Source organism: Sphingomonas sp. CCH9-E2, assembly GCF_001557215.1.
Lineage (GTDB): Bacteria > Pseudomonadota > Alphaproteobacteria > Sphingomonadales > Sphingomonadaceae > Sphingomonas.
Window position 1 is genome coordinate 1 of the sequence record NZ_LSJM01000047.1, and the last position, 16,474, is coordinate 16,474.

15 protein-coding genes are annotated in these 16,474 nt (G+C 67.9%); 9 read left to right on the top strand and 6 right to left on the bottom strand.

Going from position 1 to position 16,474, the window contains the following annotated elements; translation table 11 throughout:
* Positions 1 to 156 precede the first annotated feature (156 nt).
* Complete coding sequence (locus AX681_RS02535; protein WP_082738017.1) at positions 157 to 1,830, top strand: ATP-binding protein; 1,674 nt, start codon at positions 157 to 159, stop codon at positions 1,828 to 1,830.
* Between the two features lie 33 nt (positions 1,831 to 1,863).
* On the opposite strand, the gene AX681_RS02540 is transcribed toward AX681_RS02535, so the two are convergent.
* Complete coding sequence (locus tag AX681_RS02540; RefSeq protein ID WP_066661535.1) at positions 1,864 to 2,553, bottom strand: LamG-like jellyroll fold domain-containing protein; 690 nt, start codon at positions 2,551 to 2,553, stop codon at positions 1,864 to 1,866.
* The gene (locus AX681_RS02545; RefSeq protein WP_066661536.1) at positions 2,550 to 4,055 is read right to left on the bottom strand and encodes a M23 family metallopeptidase; all 1,506 of its coding nucleotides are present in this window, start codon (positions 4,053 to 4,055) and stop codon (positions 2,550 to 2,552) included. Before AX681_RS02545 ends, AX681_RS02540 begins: the two co-directional genes overlap by 4 nt.
* A gap of 231 nt (positions 4,056 to 4,286) precedes the next feature.
* Here AX681_RS02545 and AX681_RS02550 point away from each other — a divergent pair, with 231 nt between their 5' ends.
* The 6 genes from AX681_RS02550 to AX681_RS02575 all read left to right on the top strand — a co-directional run bounded on the left by AX681_RS02550 (position 4,287) and on the right by AX681_RS02575 (position 9,899).
* Positions 4,287 to 6,761 (top strand): helicase-related protein, encoded by a 2,475-nt coding sequence (locus tag AX681_RS02550; protein ID WP_066661555.1) that lies wholly within the window; start codon positions 4,287 to 4,289, stop codon positions 6,759 to 6,761.
* Entirely contained in the window at positions 6,754 to 7,041 is a 288-nt protein-coding gene (locus AX681_RS02555) for an RNA-binding S4 domain-containing protein (protein WP_066661538.1), read from the top strand. Before AX681_RS02550 ends, AX681_RS02555 begins: the two co-directional genes overlap by 8 nt.
* A gap of 106 nt (positions 7,042 to 7,147) precedes the next feature.
* Positions 7,148 to 7,489: a ferredoxin FdxA gene (gene fdxA / locus AX681_RS02560; protein WP_066661540.1), complete on the top strand. Its 342-nt coding sequence runs from the start codon at positions 7,148 to 7,150 to the stop codon at positions 7,487 to 7,489.
* A gap of 277 nt (positions 7,490 to 7,766) precedes the next feature.
* Positions 7,767 to 8,300: a CarD family transcriptional regulator gene (locus AX681_RS02565; protein WP_066661542.1), complete on the top strand. Its 534-nt coding sequence runs from the start codon at positions 7,767 to 7,769 to the stop codon at positions 8,298 to 8,300.
* A gap of 113 nt (positions 8,301 to 8,413) precedes the next feature.
* Positions 8,414 to 9,142, top strand: coding sequence for a head GIN domain-containing protein (locus tag AX681_RS02570; protein WP_066661544.1), 729 nt, complete (start codon positions 8,414 to 8,416; stop codon positions 9,140 to 9,142).
* 43 nt (positions 9,143 to 9,185) lie between these two features.
* Complete coding sequence (locus AX681_RS02575) at positions 9,186 to 9,899, top strand: GIN domain-containing protein (RefSeq protein WP_066661546.1); 714 nt, start codon at positions 9,186 to 9,188, stop codon at positions 9,897 to 9,899.
* A gap of 177 nt (positions 9,900 to 10,076) precedes the next feature.
* Here AX681_RS02575 and pdeM read toward each other — a convergent pair whose 3' ends face one another.
* From pdeM to AX681_RS02595, 4 genes are all read right to left on the bottom strand, one after another.
* Positions 10,077 to 10,754 carry a ligase-associated DNA damage response endonuclease PdeM gene (pdeM, locus tag AX681_RS02580; protein WP_066661548.1) on the bottom strand — a complete coding sequence of 226 codons (678 nt, stop codon included), beginning with the start codon at positions 10,752 to 10,754 and terminating at the stop codon, positions 10,077 to 10,079.
* A gap of 30 nt (positions 10,755 to 10,784) precedes the next feature.
* Complete coding sequence (locus AX681_RS02585; RefSeq protein WP_066661550.1) at positions 10,785 to 11,600, bottom strand: retroviral-like aspartic protease family protein; 816 nt, start codon at positions 11,598 to 11,600, stop codon at positions 10,785 to 10,787.
* Between the two features lie 249 nt (positions 11,601 to 11,849).
* On the bottom strand, positions 11,850 to 14,234 hold the full coding sequence (locus AX681_RS02590) for a ligase-associated DNA damage response DEXH box helicase (RefSeq protein ID WP_082738016.1): 2,385 nt from the start codon (positions 14,232 to 14,234) through the stop codon (positions 11,850 to 11,852).
* A 45-nt stretch (positions 14,235 to 14,279) separates the two neighbouring features.
* Positions 14,280 to 14,465 (bottom strand): hypothetical protein, encoded by a 186-nt coding sequence (locus tag AX681_RS02595; RefSeq protein WP_066661553.1) that lies wholly within the window; start codon positions 14,463 to 14,465, stop codon positions 14,280 to 14,282.
* A gap of 94 nt (positions 14,466 to 14,559) precedes the next feature.
* Between AX681_RS02595 and AX681_RS02600 the strand changes: the two genes are divergently transcribed.
* Positions 14,560 to 15,555, top strand: coding sequence for a ligase-associated DNA damage response exonuclease (locus tag AX681_RS02600; RefSeq protein WP_066661557.1), 996 nt, complete (start codon positions 14,560 to 14,562; stop codon positions 15,553 to 15,555).
* A 159-nt stretch (positions 15,556 to 15,714) separates the two neighbouring features.
* Positions 15,715 to 16,413, top strand: a complete 699-nt coding sequence (locus AX681_RS02605; protein WP_066660605.1) for an NAD-dependent deacylase — start codon at positions 15,715 to 15,717, stop codon at positions 16,411 to 16,413.
* Positions 16,414 to 16,474 lie beyond the last annotated feature (61 nt).

The following is a 16,474-nucleotide window of genomic DNA, read 5'->3' on the forward strand; positions in this document are numbered from 1 at the left end:
ACCCAACGACAGTGTATTCTATGGGTGGCCGGGTGGGGGAGCGGGCCGGTGCCGCGCTCAGCGTAGCTGAGCTAAAAGCAAGACTCCCTTGCGAACCACTTCTTTACCCCCGTTCCGTAGAACCACGCTGTTTTGCAGGGGGAGCAGCTGCGCGTGATGACTGAAGACATGGGCGGCCACCGATTCGACCGCATCCGTCCGGCCTCCGAGGTCAGCGATGTCGCGAGTCCTGCAGCGGCCCATGGCATCGGCGTCGTGTCGGCGATCGGCGGTGCGTCGAGCGAGGTCGTGTTCGACCGCGCCGCGCTCGAACCGCTGGCCACCAGCGCCGATCCCGCGGTCGCGGGTGCCGGCACGGTCGGCAGCCAGATCAAGCTGCGGTCGGGCAGCAGCTGGCTGATCGCCAATATCCGCGCGCTCCGCCTCGACGAACGCAGCGGCGCGGTGATCGCGCAGGTCGATTTCCTGGGCGAGGGCGACGAGGAAAGGCTGACCGGCAAGCTTTACAGCTTCCGGCGCGGCGTTACCCGCTATCCGGTTCCCGGCACCCCGGTATTCCCGGTCTCGACCGCAGACCTGAAGCAGATCTACGCCGCCGACGACCGCGCGCATATCGAAGTCGGCAATGTCTATCCCACCCGCGATATCCGCGCCGCGCTCTATATCGATTCGATGCTGGGCAAGCATTTCGCGCTGCTCGGATCGACCGGTACCGGCAAGTCGACCGCCGCCGCGCTGATCCTGCACCGTATCTGCGAGCGCGCGCCGCAGGGCCATGTCGTGATGATCGATCCGCACGGCGAATATTCGGCCGCGTTCAAGACCAACGGCGCATTGTTCGACGTGTCGAACCTCGCCATGCCGTACTGGCTGATGAACTTCGAGGAACATTGCGAGGTGTTCCTGACCAGCGACGGGTCGGACCGTCAGGTTGATGCCGACATCCTCGCCCGCTGCATCCTGATGGCCAAGCAGAAGAACCGGCTCGCCACCGAGTTCGGCAAGCTGACGGTCGATGCGCCGATCCCCTATCTACTGTCCGACCTAACCCAGATCCTGCAGCTCGAAATGGGCAAGATGGACAAGGCGACCGACACCGCCCCCTATCTGCGCCTCAAGGGCAAGATCGACGAGATCAAGGCCGACCCGCGCTATGCCTTCATGTTCAGCGGCATGCTGGTGTCGGACACGATGGCGAGTTTCATCGCCCGCATCTTCCGCCTGCCCGGCGACGGCAAGCCGATCTCGATCATCGACGTGTCGGGCGTGCCGAGCGAGATCACCAGCGTCGTCGTCGCGGTGCTCAGCCGCATGGTGTTCGACTATGCAATCTGGTCGCGCGGCGAAGCGCAGCGCCCGATCCTGCTGGTCTGCGAAGAAGCGCACCGCTATGTCCCCAACGAACGCAACGCCGACGGATCGTCGGTCGGCCGCATTCTCAGCCGCATCGCCAAGGAAGGCCGCAAATATGGCGTGTCGCTCGGCCTAATCACCCAGCGCCCGTCCGACCTGGCCGAAGGTGTGCTGTCGCAATGCGGCACGATCATCGCGATGCGCCTCAACAATGATCGCGACCAGGCGTTCGTACGCGCGGCCATGCCCGAAGGCGCGCGCGGCTTCCTCGACGCTATCCCTGCGCTGCGTAACCGCGAATGCATCATGGTCGGCGAAGGCGTCGCCACCCCGGTGCGCGTCGCGTTCGACGCACTCGAGGAGGTCAAGCGCCCAGCCTCGGGCGACCCGCTCTTCTCCGAACTGTGGCGACACATGGGCCGCGAGGAACAGATCCTCGACCGCACGATCCGTCGCTGGCGCGCGCAGGGGCGTTGAGGTTCTTGCGTTCCTGCGCAGGAGCACGGGACCCTATTGGCGCGGGATCTTCAACGCATAGCGCTCCGGCTCCAGCGCCTCACCGCGCGTAAACGCCGCCGCGCGCACCGCGCCCCGGAACGGGCTCACCGCATTCATCCGCATTCCCACCGACGCCACGCCCGGCGCCTGCGGCACAAAGGCGAGCTCAGCGCGGGCCTGCTCGACGCCGTTGACGAAGGCGCGATAGACCCGCCCGTCATAGCTTTGCGCGACATGGTGCCAGCGCCCGACCGGCCAGCGCTTGCCCGGGTCGATCAGCGGTGCGCGATAGCCGGGGCCGAGCAGAAAGGTGTCGAGCCACCATTCGCTGCCCTCGGTGCGGATTTCGAACAGCATCCGCTGCCCGACCTTCGCGGTCGCAGCCGATTCGTCGCCGCTCTCCAGATGAAACCAGCGCTGCTCGAACGCGCCGCCATCGGGGCGGAACAGCGCCTCGAAGGTGAAGAGGGGCGTGCCCGCAAGCGCGTGGCGCGGGATCAGCAGCTGGTCGCGCACCCCGTCGAACAGCACCGCCCTGCCCAACGGGCTGTCGATCAGCCGCGGCGCACCGATGATGCGCGGGGTCAGCCCGCCAATGCGCTTGAGCGAGTCGAACGTCCAGAGTTCCGCGCGACGCTTGGCAAATGCAGGCGCGACCGACGCAGCCGCCGCCCCGGCAATCAGCGCGCGGCGGCCGATCACTCGGCGGCGTCGGTCTGGGCGGGCTTGGTGCGGGTGCCGCCGACCGGCACTGCCAGCAGCTGCGCCAGCTTCGACTTGAACGCGCGCAGATCATTGCCGCCCAGTTGCTGGACGACCGAGAAGCTCACCGAACGCGGGTTGATCGCGACGCCGTTGCGATAGAGTTCGTAGTGGAGGTGCGGCCCGGTCGAGATGCCGGTCGACCCGACATAGCCGATCACCTGACCCCGGCTCACCCGCTGCCCGCCGCGCACCGCGATCCGGCTCATATGGCCATAGCCGGTGCCCATCCCGCCGCTGTGGTTGAGCCGGACGAAATTGCCATAACCGCCATTGCGCCCGGCGAATGCGACCACCCCGTCATTGGCGGCACGGATTGGCGCGCCATAGCCCGCCGCGATATCCAGCCCCTTGTGCATCCGGCTGAAGCCCAGCACCGGATGACGCCGTAGGCCGAAGCCCGAGCTGATCCGGCCCGACGCCGGCATCGCCATCGTGCCCTTGCGCTCGCCCTTGCCGGCACCGTCATACCAGCTGACCTTGCCATCCTCTTCCCAGCGCAGCAGCTGCACCTTGCCCGACCCGACGCCGGCAAGCCCGGCATAGAGGAGGTTGCCCAGCTGCACTTCGCCGGTCGCCGCGCGCGCCTGTTCGACGATGATGTCGAACTCCGCGTCCGCCCCGACCCGGCCGATCGGCACGCGCGTCGCGATCGAGCGGATATAGGCCTCGACCGCGCGCGACGGCGCACCGGCGGCGCGTGCCGAGCGGTACAGGCTCTCCCCCACCCGGCCGCGAATGCGCAGCGGGGTGTGGTCGACCGCAATCGGAATCTCGTTGAGCGCAAGTCCCGAGGAGGTGCGCACCAGCTCGAGGCTGAGGTCGAAGCGCGCGCGGAAGGCGAGCTTTTCGAGCGGACGCGGCGCGGACTTGTCCACGCGGCGGCCCAGTGTCAGATCGAGCTGCGTCCCCGATTTTAGGTCGCCGAGCGCCATCGCGTCGCCGATCAGGTTGGCGGCCGTCGCCGCTTCGCTCGCACCGACGCCCGCACGTGCCAGCGCCGCCTGCAGCCCGCTGCCCGACCCCAGGGTCACGCTATGCTGGATGATCGGCCGTTCGGGCGTGTCGGTCAGCGGCGTGACCAGTCGGCTCGCGGCGAGCTTGGTGCCGGTCGCCCCGCCCTTGTCGAGCGGCGCGATCGACTGGGCGCGCATCAGATCGGCGCTGGCGGCATGGGCCGAGGGGACGCTGCCGAAAATCGGGCGTTCGAAGCCCGGCGAGAGCAGATAAACGACGGCGCACAGCCCGGTGCAGGTCGCGGCACCACGAAACCATTCGGCGCTGCCGATGCGCGAGCCGAGATCGGGGATCAGCTCGAAATCGGGATAGCGTTCGCGGAAGCGTTCAATCATGCCGGGCTTGCGCACATCGACGCCGCGCCCGAACGACAGCGCGGCAGCACCACCCGATTGGTCCGACCCATGATCGCTGCGCAGAAACAAGGCGCGCTGCCCCCACTCACAATCGTTTGAACGAAGTGCCGTTCCCCCGGCGTCGACCCGAACGGTTGTGGATAGAAGATGCTAATGTCAAATTAAGCAGGTGCGGCCCGCCCTCTTCTTGCGGCGAGTCGTGCCGGTGCGGGGATGGGGCGTGTTGTTAACCGAAAACGCTAGGGAAAGCCGCGCGTCATGGGTTGCGCTGCCCTCGACTCGGGGCAATCTTGGCAAATGATGGCGCGTTCCCCGAACAGCCCGGTCACTGCGGTGCTCGGCCCGACCAATACCGGCAAGACGCATCTCGCGATCGAGCGGATGGCGGCGCACTCCAGCGGCATCATCGGCTTCCCGCTGCGGCTGCTCGCGCGCGAAGTCTATGACCGAATGGTCGCGCTCAAGGGGCCGAAGGAAGTGGCGTTGGTCACCGGCGAGGAGCGCATCGTCCCGCCCGGCGCACGCTGGTTCCTGTGCACCGCCGAATCGATGCCGTTAGATCGGGAAGTCAGTTTCGTCGCGCTCGACGAAGGCCAGCTCGGCGCCGATCCCGAACGCGGCCATGTCTTCACCGACCGCATCCTGCGCGCGCGGGGCCGCGACGAGACGATGATCCTGGGGTCGGACAGCCTGCGCCCGGTGCTGCGCAAGCTGGTGCCGGATGCAGAGATCATCACCCGCCCGCGCTTCTCGACGCTAAGCTATGCAGGGGCGAAGAAGCTCTCGCGCCTGCCCAAACGCTCCGCCATCGTCGCGTTCAGCGCCGAGGAAGTCTATGCCGTCGCCGAAACGCTGCGGCGGTTGCGCGGCGGGGCGGCGGTGGTGATGGGCGCTCTGTCCCCCCGCACCCGCAACGCGCAGGTCGCGATGTTCCAGGCGGGCGAGGTCGATTATCTCGTCGCCACCGATGCGATCGGCATGGGCCTCAACCTCGATGTGCGCCACGTCGCCTTTGCCAGCCTCAACAAGTTCGACGGCCGCCGCCAGCGTCGCCTGACCGTCGCCGAGATGGCACAGATCGCCGGGCGCGCCGGGCGGCACCAGCGCGACGGCACCTTCGGCGCCTTGGTCGAGGAAGGGCCGGGCGCGTTCACGCCAGAGGAAATCGCGGCGATCGAGGGGCATCGCGTTCCCCCGCTCGACCATCTCTACTGGCGCGAGGGCGAGCCCGACCTGTCCGGCATCGACGCGCTGATCGCCAGCCTGGAGGCCAAGCCCGACCTCCCGATGCTGCGCGCGGCGCCCGAGGCGACTGACCTGATGGTGCTCAAACGCCTCGCCGACGAGGAGTGGGTGCGCGCGCGTGTCCGCTCGCCGCGTGCCGTCGCGCGGCTCTGGGCGGCATGCGGCCTGCCTGATTTCCGCAAGCTCGGCCTCGATCCACATGCGCGCTTCGTGTCACGCGTGTTCCGCCATCTGAGCGAGGGGCGCGGCCATATCCCGCATATCTGGTTCGCCGACGAGATCGCCCGGCTCGACCGAGTCGATGGCGATGTCGAAAGCATCGCCGGGCGCATCGCCGCCGCGCGCAGCTGGGCCTATATCGCGCACCGCGCCGACTGGCTGGAGGATCCCGCGCACTGGGCCGACCGCACCCGCGCGCTGGAGGAAAAACTGTCCGACGCGCTCCACGCCAGCCTGACCCAGCGCTTCGTCGACAAGCGCACCACCGTGCTGCTGCGCCAGATCGGTGCCGACGCATCGCACCTTCCCGTCGTGATCGGGCCGGAGGGGGAGGTGACGGTCGAGGATCATCCGCTCGGCCAGCTGCGCGGCTTCTATTTCGAAGTATCGCCCGATGCGCGCGCGGGGGACAAGCGCATGCTGCTCGCAGCCGCCGAAAAGGGCCTCGCCCCGGAGCTACGCCGCCGCGCCGCCGACCTGGCGGAGGCAGCCGACGACGCGCTGTCGCGGATCGGGGCGGAGGTGCATTGGCGTGGCGCGCGCGTCGCGCATCTCGACGCCAGCGCCAACCCGCTGCGTCCCGCGCTGCGCCTGTGCCGCACGCTCGACAGCCTCGACCCGCCCGGGCGCAATGCCGTCCGCGCGCGCATCGCCGCGTGGCTGGACGCGCGCATCGCCGCCGAACTGCCCGATCTCGCCGCGCTCGACGCGCTCAGCCGCGATGCCAGCGCGGGCAGCCGCGTGCGCGCGCTCGCAGGGCAGCTGGTTCAGGCGGGCGGCCTGATACCGCGCCGCGCCGCCGGTGCTCTGGTCGAAGCGCTGGACGCCGACGATCGCAAACGGCTGCGCAAGGCGGGGCTGGTGATCGGCACGCTCGACCTGTTCATGCCCGGCCTGCTCAAGCCGCGCGCCGCCGCCGCGCGCCGCGCGCTGCTGAACCTTGGCGACGGTCCGGCGGAGGGGGCCAGCGTGCTGCCGCGCGCCGCACCCGGCGCGTCGCTCGACCATGGCTATCGCCCGCTCGGGCAACAGGCGGTGCGGATCGACCTAGCCGAGCGGATCGCCCGCGCCGCGCATGAGTCCAGAAAGGGTCGCGCGCCCTTCGCACCCGACCCCGCGCTCGCCACCTCGATGGGCCTGACCCCCGACACGCTGGCGCGGCTGATGGCGCAGCTTGGCTTTCAGGCGCTGCGCGGGCGCGAGGGTCAGGCGCAGCGCTGGGTGTGGAAGGGGCTGACCCCGCTTGCCAAGCCCAAGCCCGCCCCGCGCGACAATGCCTTTGCGGCGCTGGCGGACCTGATCGATGGCTGACGCGATGCGGCTCGACCGCTTCCTGTGGTGGTCGCGCATCTCCGCCTCGCGCAATTTCGCCCGCGCGCTCGCAGAGTCCGGCCATTTGCGCATCGACGGGCGACGGGTCGAGCGCGGCCATCTTCCCGTGCGGCCCGGCAACATCCTCGCCTTCGTCACCCATGGCGGGCGGGTGCGCGTGGTGCGGGTCGAAGCCCTGCCGCACCGCCGCGGTCCGCCGGCCGAGGCACAGGGCTGCTACACCGAACTCACCCCCGGGTCGCCGGTCGCACAAGATTGAGAACGTCTCGCAGAAAGCGCGTCTTGATTGACCTTGCCGAGCGGCTTGCATAGCAAAAGGCGATAGAACACCGCCCGATCGGGGCGTTTGAGGGGCCGAACCTGCCATGACTTATGTCGTCACCGACGCCTGCATCCGCTGCAAATATATGGACTGCGTCGAGGTGTGCCCGGTCGACTGCTTCTATGAGGGCGAGAATATGCTCGTCATCAACCCCAGCGAGTGCATCGATTGCGGCGTGTGCGAGCCGGAATGCCCCGCCGAAGCGATCCTGCCCGATACCGAAAGCGGGCTGGAGCAGTGGCTGGAGCTCAACAACACCTTCTCCGCACAATGGCCCAACGTCACGCGCAAGGCCGATCAGACCCCGGCCGACGCCGACGAACACAAGGGCGAAGAGGGCAAATATGAGAAGTATTTCTCGCCCGAACCCGGCGCGGGGGACTGAGGGTTTGGTCGGGCCGACCTGAGGGTCGGCCGCGCCACCGGTGAGCGAAGCTCAACGCGAAACAAGCACAGCCGAGCACCGTGTAATCCCGATGGATTCCAGGGTGGTAATTTTATTGCATCTGTGTTAAACAGCGCGCCGAACGTGAGGAATCGCGTTTCGGTACTGGAGACCGTTGTTGATTTGCCCCGAACCGGCTTCACCCGCCCGGTAACCGCACCGGGCCCGTGGCGCAATCCCTTCAGGGGCTTGAGTTCAAAAGAAAGGCTTCCCGCACATGGCTGCCAAGGCGCTGTCCTTCGATGTCGGCGATTATGTCGTTTACCCCAAGCACGGCGTTGGCCGTGTGATCGAACTCCAGAAGCAGGAAATCGCGGGCATGCAGCTTGAGCTGTACGTGCTCCGCTTCGAAAAAGAGAAAATGACGCTGCGCGTCCCGACCAACAAGGCGGAGAGCGTCGGCATGCGCAAGCTGTCGAGCGACAAGACGCTGCGCGAGGCGCTCGACACGCTCAAGGGCAAGCCCAAGGTCAAGCGCACCATGTGGTCGCGCCGCGCCCAGGAATATGAAGCGAAGATCAATTCGGGCGACCTGGTATCGATCGCCGAAGTGGTCCGCGACCTGTTCCGCGCCGACGACCAGCCCGAGCAGAGCTATTCCGAGCGCCAGATCTTCGAAGCCGCCGCTTCGCGCCTCGCACGCGAACTCGCTGCGATGGAGCAGATCGACGAAAAGGCAGCGCTCGAAAAGCTGCTCGACATCCTGCGCGCCTCGGCCGCAATCTACAACAAGGATAAGGCGACCGCCTGATCGCGCGACGCCGATCTGTTGACGACAAGGGCGGTCCCGCGGGGCCGCCCTTTTCATTTGCACGTGTTGCGCTCTGCGTGTATTATCACAGCAATACACATGGGAGAGACCCGATGACCCGCTTCCGCATCGCACTTGTCGCCACCGCCGCTCTGTCGCTGTCGGCGTGCAATTTCGCCAACGGGATGAGCGGCGACGTCGTCCAGCCGAGCGGCCAGGGCGCGACGCGCAGCTTCCAGGTCGCCGATTTCACCGGCGTGTCGCTGCGCGGCTCGGACGATGTCGAGGTGCGCACCGGAGCGTTCGCGGTCACCGCGGAGGGCGACAGCGCACTGCTCGACCGGCTCGAAATCCGCAAGGACGGCAATACGCTGCGCATCGGGCGCAAGGACGGCGACTGGAACTGGGGCGGTGACAAGGGCGCGAAGATCATCGTCACCCTCCCCGCGCTCGCCAGCGCCGACATCGCCGGGTCGGGCGACATGACGATCGATCAGGCAAAGGGCGATTTCGACGGCGCGATCGCCGGGTCGGGCAACATGACCATCGCGGCGCTGGCCGGTGGCAAGGCCGATCTGGCGATTGCCGGATCGGGCGACCTCACCATCTCCGGCGGAACCAGCACCGCGCTCGACATTTCGATCGCCGGGTCGGGCAACGTCACTGCGAGCGGTCTCAAGGCGGCCAAGGCGGATATCTCGATCGCCGGTTCCGGCAATGTCCGCGCGCAGGTGAGCGGCCCGGCCGATATCTCGCTGATCGGATCGGGCGATGTCGAGCTGACCGGTGGGGCGAAATGCTCGGTCAGCAAGATGGGATCGGGCGACGCGCGCTGCAGCTAAAGCCTTCTTGCGTGGAGCGGGTTATCGGTGCGATGCCTGCTCCATGCGCAGCCTTCTGATCCTCGCCCCGTTGCTCGCTGTCGGCGCGGCACCCGTTCCGCAGGCGGGGGAAAGCAACACCGTCATGCTCACCGGCTTTGAACGGCTGCGCGTCGACGGCCCCTTCCTCGTCAAGGTGATCGACGGCCAGCCGCCCAAGGCCGTGATCACCGGCGACCGCCGCGCGCTCGACCGGGTCAGCGTCCGCAACATGGGCGGCCAGCTGGTGATCGGCCCGCGCAACCAGACGTTCGAGGGCTGGAGCGAGGCGAGCGGCGCGGTGACCATCACGGTCGGCGCGCGCGGGCTGCGCGGAATCAACATCAATGGCGGCGGGTCGGTCGATGTCGACCGGATGGGCGGCCAGCGCGTCGATCTGGGCGTCAATGGCGCGGGATCGCTCAACATCGCGCAGCTCGACGCGGACCAGCTCGCGGTCACGCTGACCGGCACCGGCGCGGTGCGGATCAAGGGTGGCATGACCCGCAGCGCACGTTTCGGCAGCTACGGCGCGGGATCGATCGACGCGACGGGGATGGGCGTCAACGACCTGATCATTCAGTCGCAGAGCGCCGGGGACAGCCGCTTCACCGCCCGCTACACCGCGCAAATCGCGACGCTCGGCACCGGCGCCGTCCGCGTCACCGGCAACGCCGCGTGCCAGATCAGCGGCCCCGGCCCGGCGAGCTGCGCGGGGAAGACCGAGCGGCGGAAGTAACACCCCCCCCTCCCGGAACGGGAGGGGTTGGGGGAGGGGCGCGCGTCTGCGCGCTCCAAAGACTCATCACGGCCCGATAAAACAGCGACGGTCGAGGCATCGAGCCTCGCCCGCCGCTACACCCTCCCCTAGCCCCTCCCTTTCAGGGAGGGGAAGATTGTTGGAGTCGCCAGCGCGCTACGCCGCAATCGGAAAGCGCAGCAGCCGGTCCTCCAGCGCCACCAGCGCCTGCGCCCCGCGGCCGACAGCACGGACGATCTCCGGATGGTCGACGTCGAGCCCGCCGGTCAGCGCGCCAAAGGCAGGCAGGATCAGCTTGGTCCCGCTCGCCACGAAACAGCGCCGCGCCACCGCCCGCCCGCGCGCGCGGATGCGCAGCTTGGGGTGGAAATGCCCCGACAGCTCGGGCCGTGTCTCGCCCGGCTCGGCCTCGTGCCGCAGCAACAGGCCATCGACCTCGGCCTCGATCAGCACGCGCCCGCCGCAATGGTCGATCGCCGCCTGCTCGGCCAGCGCCGCATCGTGATTGCCGGTGATCCAGGTCCACTCCAGCGCCCCGGTCAACGCCCGCAACCGCGCCCGCGCCGCGTCCGGCAACCGCTCGCACCCGGCCGAATCATGGAAGCTGTCGCCCAGGCACCACAGCTCCCGCGCGTCGGTGCGCGCGACCAAAGCCGCCAGCGCGTCGAGCGTTGCCAGGCTGTCATAGGGCGGCAGCAGCTGCCCCCAGCGCGCGAACCAGCTCGCTTTCTCGAAATGCAGATCGGCGACGATCAGCGCGCGCCGCGCCGGCCAGTACAGCGCCGCCTCGGGCAGCGCGCACAACTCATGACCGGCGAACGAAAAGGGAACCATGCCCCGCTATTGCCGCGCCGACGCGCGCCGTCAACCGATCCGCGATCCCGTAGCGGGCTTGGGGCTGCGATCCATCAAGAGCCGCACGCGGCGCGCCGGGAAGTCGATCTCGACCCGGCGAAACGCGCGCAATGCGTCCATCCCCAGCATCAACGCGGGGCGATCCTGAAGGCCGAAATGCGCAAAGGGCGGTATGTCGGCAAATGCCACCGGCAGCCCGCTCATCACCACGCCGCCCATCCGCACGCGGCCGGCGACATGGTAATTCAGCGACATCTTCTGACCGGTCACGCTGGTCAGCTCGATCGGACCTTTCAGCGGGATGCGCCGCAGCCGCCGCTGCAGCGCCAGATTGCCCATGCTGATCTGCGATCCGGTATCGAGCACCACCGTCACGCGGTGCCCCTCAAACTCCGCTTCGGTCAGAATCAGCTGGCCCAGCCGGTTGCGCGCGACGATCACGATCTCGTCGGAATCGCGCTCCTGCGCCGCGCCATAGTGCAATTTGCGCGACGGCCGCACCGCCATTTCGCGCTTGGCAAAGTCGATCGACACCATGTGATCGCGCAATTGCTCGATCCCCAGCAGCCCCTGCCCGCCGAGATGCACCTCCTCCAGCGCCGGCGCGTTGAACGCGCGCCGGTCGCGCACCGGCCCGACGCTGAGCGAGGGGACGACCACGGTGTCGACCCGCGCGGTCCCGGTCATCGTCGTCAATCGCACCTGCGGTCCGGCGACAAGGCCGAGCTGCCCCGCCAGTTGGCGCGACACGACCGAGCGTTCGGCACCGGTATCGATGATGAAGGGTCGCGGGGGCGCACCGCCGATCGATACCGGAACGGTCATCCGAGTCGCAATCGATCCCAGCGCGACCGTCTTGCTTTCAGCCGCAGCTGGGGGCGGCGAAGACGACTCTTCGGGCGCAGGTTGCGCGCCTAACGCTGCAAGGAGCGGCAGGAAGAAAAGCGACCGCATGAGCCAATTCTACACTGCCCGATGCTGCGCAGCAATTGCCGTTGGTCGAAAGGGTTTTGCGGTTGAGCGATGCTCAACCGGTCGCGGCACCGGCCCGCTGCGCCGAAAGGCGCAGCAAACTCAATCCACCCGCATCGCCTCGACCGCCAGCGCCTCGGCCTCGATCAGCATCGCATCCTCCGCCGCACCCTGCGCTACCGTCTCACGCCCGATCATGATCAGCACCGGCACCGCCATCGGGCTGACGCGATCCAAGTCGACATGCACCATCTGCTCCGCCGCGGTATCGAGCAGATGCGCGAGCCGCCCGACATCGGTCATCCGCGCCCGCGCATCGGCCCAGGCGGCCTTGAGCAGCAGGTGATCGGGCTCGTACTTGCGCAGCACGTCATAGATCAGGTCGGTCGAAAAGGTGACCTGCCGCCCGGTCTTCTTCTTGCCCGGCTGCTGCCGCTCGACCAGCCCGCCGATGATCGCGACCTCGCGGAACGCGCGCTTGAGCAGTGCCGACCCCTGCACCCAATCGACGAATTCATGCTCTAGGATATCGGGCGAGAACAGCGCCGCCGGATCGGTGATCTTCTCGAGCCCGTACACCGCCAGCGCATAATCATTCGCGACGAAGCCGATCGGTTTCAGCCCCAGCGCCTCCATCCGCCGCGTCACCAGCATGCCGAGCGACTGGTGCGCATTCCACCCCTCGAAACTGTACACCACCATGTGATGCCGCCCCTCATGCGGGAAGGTCTCGATCAGCAGTCGCCCGGGCGCGGGTAGCTGCGAGCGATATTGCTGCACCTCCAGCCATTCGCGCACATCGTCGGGAAAGCGCGCCCACTCCGCCGGATCGGCCAGGAACCGCCGCACCCGCTCCGCCAGTGTCGAACTGATCGACAGCCGCAGACCGGTATAGGACACGATCCGCGCCGGTTTCGCGGTCGCGCGCACGATCACATCGGTCAGCTCGACCCGCTCGACCTCGACCGCCATCCCCGCGAAGAAGAAGCTGTCGCCGGGCGACAGCTGCGACCCAAAATTCTCCTCGACCTTGCCCAGCCGTCGCCCATTCTTGAACCGCACGTCCAGCATCGGCGATTCGACGATGATCCCGGCGTTCAAGCGATGCTGCGCAACAAAAGCCGGCTTAGTCACCCGCCACAGCCCGTCCGGCGTGCGCGTCAGCCGCTTGAACTTGTCGTATGCCCGCAGCGCATAGCCGCCATCGGCGATGAAGTTCAGCACCCGGTCGAACGTCTCGGCATCCAGCGCCGAATAGGGCAGCGCGCCCTGCACCTCGCGCAACAGATCATCGGCATCGAACGGCGCGGCGCACGCCACGCCCATCACATGCTGCGCCAGCACGTCGAGCGCGCCGGGACGGAAGATATCCGGATCCAGCTCGCCCGCCTCGACCGCGTCGAGCGCCGCACGCGCCTCCAGATATTCGAAGCGATTGCCCGGCACGAGCACCGCCTCGCTCGGTTCGTCCAGCCGGTGATTGGCGCGCCCGATCCGCTGCAACAGCCGCGAACTGCCCTTGGGCGCGCCCATCTGGATCACGCAATCGACATCGCCCCAATCGACGCCGAGATCGAGGCTGGCGGTCGCGACCAGCGCGCGCAGCTTGCCGTCGGCCATCGCCTGCTCGGCCTTGCGCCGCGCCTCCAGGCTCAGACTGCCGTGATGCACCCCGATCGGCAGCTGCAGGTCGTTCGCCTTCCACAAATTCTGGAACACCAGCTCGCACAGCCCGCGCGTGTTGCAGAAGACGATGGTGGTGTTGTGCGTCTCGATCTCCGCCATCACCTGCGGGATCGCATAGACGCCGCTATGCCCCGACCATGGCACGCGCCCCTCGGGCAACAGGATCGCGATATCGGGGTCCGCCCCCTTCTCGCCTACCACCAGCTCGACGCTGTCGATGTCGCCATGCGGGGCAAGCCAGGCGCGATAGCCGTCCGGGTCCGCCACCGTCGCCGACAGCGCCACGCGCCGCACGTCCGGCGCAATCGTCTGGAGCCGCGCCAGCGCCAGCGCCAGCAAATCGCCGCGCTTGCCGGTGGCGAAGGCATGCACCTCGTCCACCACGACCGTCTTCAGCCCGGCGAACATGCGGAAACTGTCCTCATAGGACAGTAGCAGGCTTAGCGATTCGGGCGTGGTCAGCAGGATCTGTGGTGGCCGCGCGCGCTGGCGCACCTTCTTATCGTGCGAAGTGTCACCGGTCCGCGTCTCGACCCGGATATTCAGCCCCATCTCGTCGATCGGGGTCAACAGATTGCGCTGCACATCCACCGCCAGCGCCTTCAACGGCGAGATATAGAGCGTGTGCAGCCCCTCGGTCGGCGCTTCGATCAGTTCGGTCAGCGTCGGCAAGAACCCCGCCAACGTCTTCCCCGCCCCGGTGGCAGCGACCAGCAGCGCGTGCTTCCCCGCCCGACCGGCGTCCAGCATCTCCAGCTGATGCCGCCGCGGAGTCCACCCGCGCGCCGCGAACCAGTTCATCAATGGCGCCGGAAGATCGCTCACGCGTCGCGTCTTAGCGCAGGCTTACGGCTCGCGTCGCGTATCCTCTTCATTCTGCGCGTCATACATCTTGCGGGTCGCTTCTTCGGTGCGCTGCTTCTCGCGCGCGCTGGTGCGGTTGTTCAGCACCACCCATAGCAGCACAACGAACAGCACGATCGGACCGATCACCACCATCACGCCCTGCAGGCTCGAAAGATCGAGGTTCATTTCAGACTCTCCCATTCCGCAATGGGCAGCCAACGAAGCGGGGGCGCGATTGATCCGGCTGGAACCGAGCGGCCCACTCGCGCATATCGCTCCCATGGCGTTGGGCGACTGGATCACTCCGCATCCCGAAGGCATCCATGTCCCCGGCCCGGACATCTGGATCGACCCCTCGCAGCCCAAGGCGCGTGCCTTCGTCACCCACGGCCATGCCGACCACGCACGTGGCGGGCATGGCGAGGTGTGGGCGACTCCCGAAACGCTGGCGATCATGGAGGCGCGCTACGGCCCGCAAACCGGCCGCCCGGTCGCCTATGGCGAAACCGTGAAGGCCGGGGACGTCGAGATCGGCTTCGTTCCCGCCGGCCATGTCCTGGGCTCGGCGCAGATCGTGCTCGATCATCGCGGCGAGCGCATCGTCGTCTCGGGCGACTATAAGCGCCGCCCCGATCCCACCTGCGAACCCTTTCGCCCGGTCAAATGCGACGTGTTCGTGACCGAGGCGACGTTTGGCCTCCCCGTCTTCCGCCACCCCGAAACCACCGACGAGATCGACAAGCTGCTCGCCGCGCTGCGCGCCGAGCCCGAACGCTGCGTCCTCGTCGGCGCCTATGCGCTGGGCAAGGCACAGCGGGTGATCGCCGAGCTGCGCGGCATGGGGTTCGACGACCCGATCTACATCCACGGCGCGCTGCAGCGGCTGTGCGACCTATACATCGACCATGGGGTCGCGCTCGGCGAACTGCGCCCCGCGACCGGCGTCGCGAAAAAGGAGCTGCAGGGCCGCATCATCCTCGCTCCGCCCGGCGCGCTCAACGACCGCTGGTCACGCCGCCTGCCCGACCCGGTCACCGCGATGGCCAGCGGCTGGATGACCGTCCGCCAGCGCGCGCGCCAACGCAATGTCGAACTCCCGCTGATCCTGTCCGACCATGCCGACTGGGACGAGCTGACCACGACCCTGCGCGAGATCGCCCCACGCGAAGTCTGGGTCACCCACGGCCGCGAGGACGCCCTGGTCCACTGGTGCCGCAACCATCAGATCAAGGCGCGGGCGCTGGAGCTGGCGGGCTATGAGGACGAGGACGACTAAGAATCCCTCTCCCATTGGGAGAGGGAGGGAGCCGACGCAGTCGGCGGAAGGGTGAGGGTGATTGCCCCACCCCCCATTCACCCTCACCCTTCCCACGCTCTCCGCGCGCGGGCCCCTTCCCTCTCCCAATGGGAGAGGGAGATGGCTACACCAACCCCCATGACCCACCCCCGCAACATCGTCATCCTCACCGGCGCAGGCATCTCCGCCGAATCCGGCGTCGCCACCTTTCGCGGTCCCGGCGGGCTGTGGGAAGGCCACCGCGTCGAGGACGTGTGCACGCCACAGGCGCTCGCGCACGATCCCGAACTGGTCCACCGCTTCTACGACGAGCGCCGCGCCAATCTGGCGAAGGTCGAACCCAACGCCGCGCACCACGCGCTCGCCCGTCTCGACGCGGAGTGGCCCGGCGAGCTGCTGCTGGTCACCCAGAATGTCGACGACCTGCACGACCGTGCCGGGTCGAAGCGTATGCTCCACATGCATGGCGAGCTGAAGTCCGCGCTCTGCGCGCTATGCGGCGTCCAGAGCGCGTGGCCCGACCCGCTCCCGCCCGGCTCGCTTTGCCCGTCCTGCGACGCGCCCGCGCTGCGCCCCGACATCGTGTTCTTCGGCGAGATGCCGTACCACATGGACGTGATCGACACCGCGCTGGCCCGCGCCGACCTGTTCGTGTCGATCGGCACATCGGGCGCGGTCTACCCCGCCGCCGGCTTCGTCCGCACCGCACGCTACCACGGCGCCGACACGCTCGAACTCAATCTCGAGCGGTCGGAGGGCAGCGCCTGGTTCGCGGAATCCCGCCTCGGTCCGGCAGGGACCCTAGTGCCGGAATGGGTGAAGGCGTTGCTGGGCTGACCCATTCAATCCTCCCCCGCCAGGGGGAGGTGGCGCCGAAGGCGACGGAGGGGGAGGACGG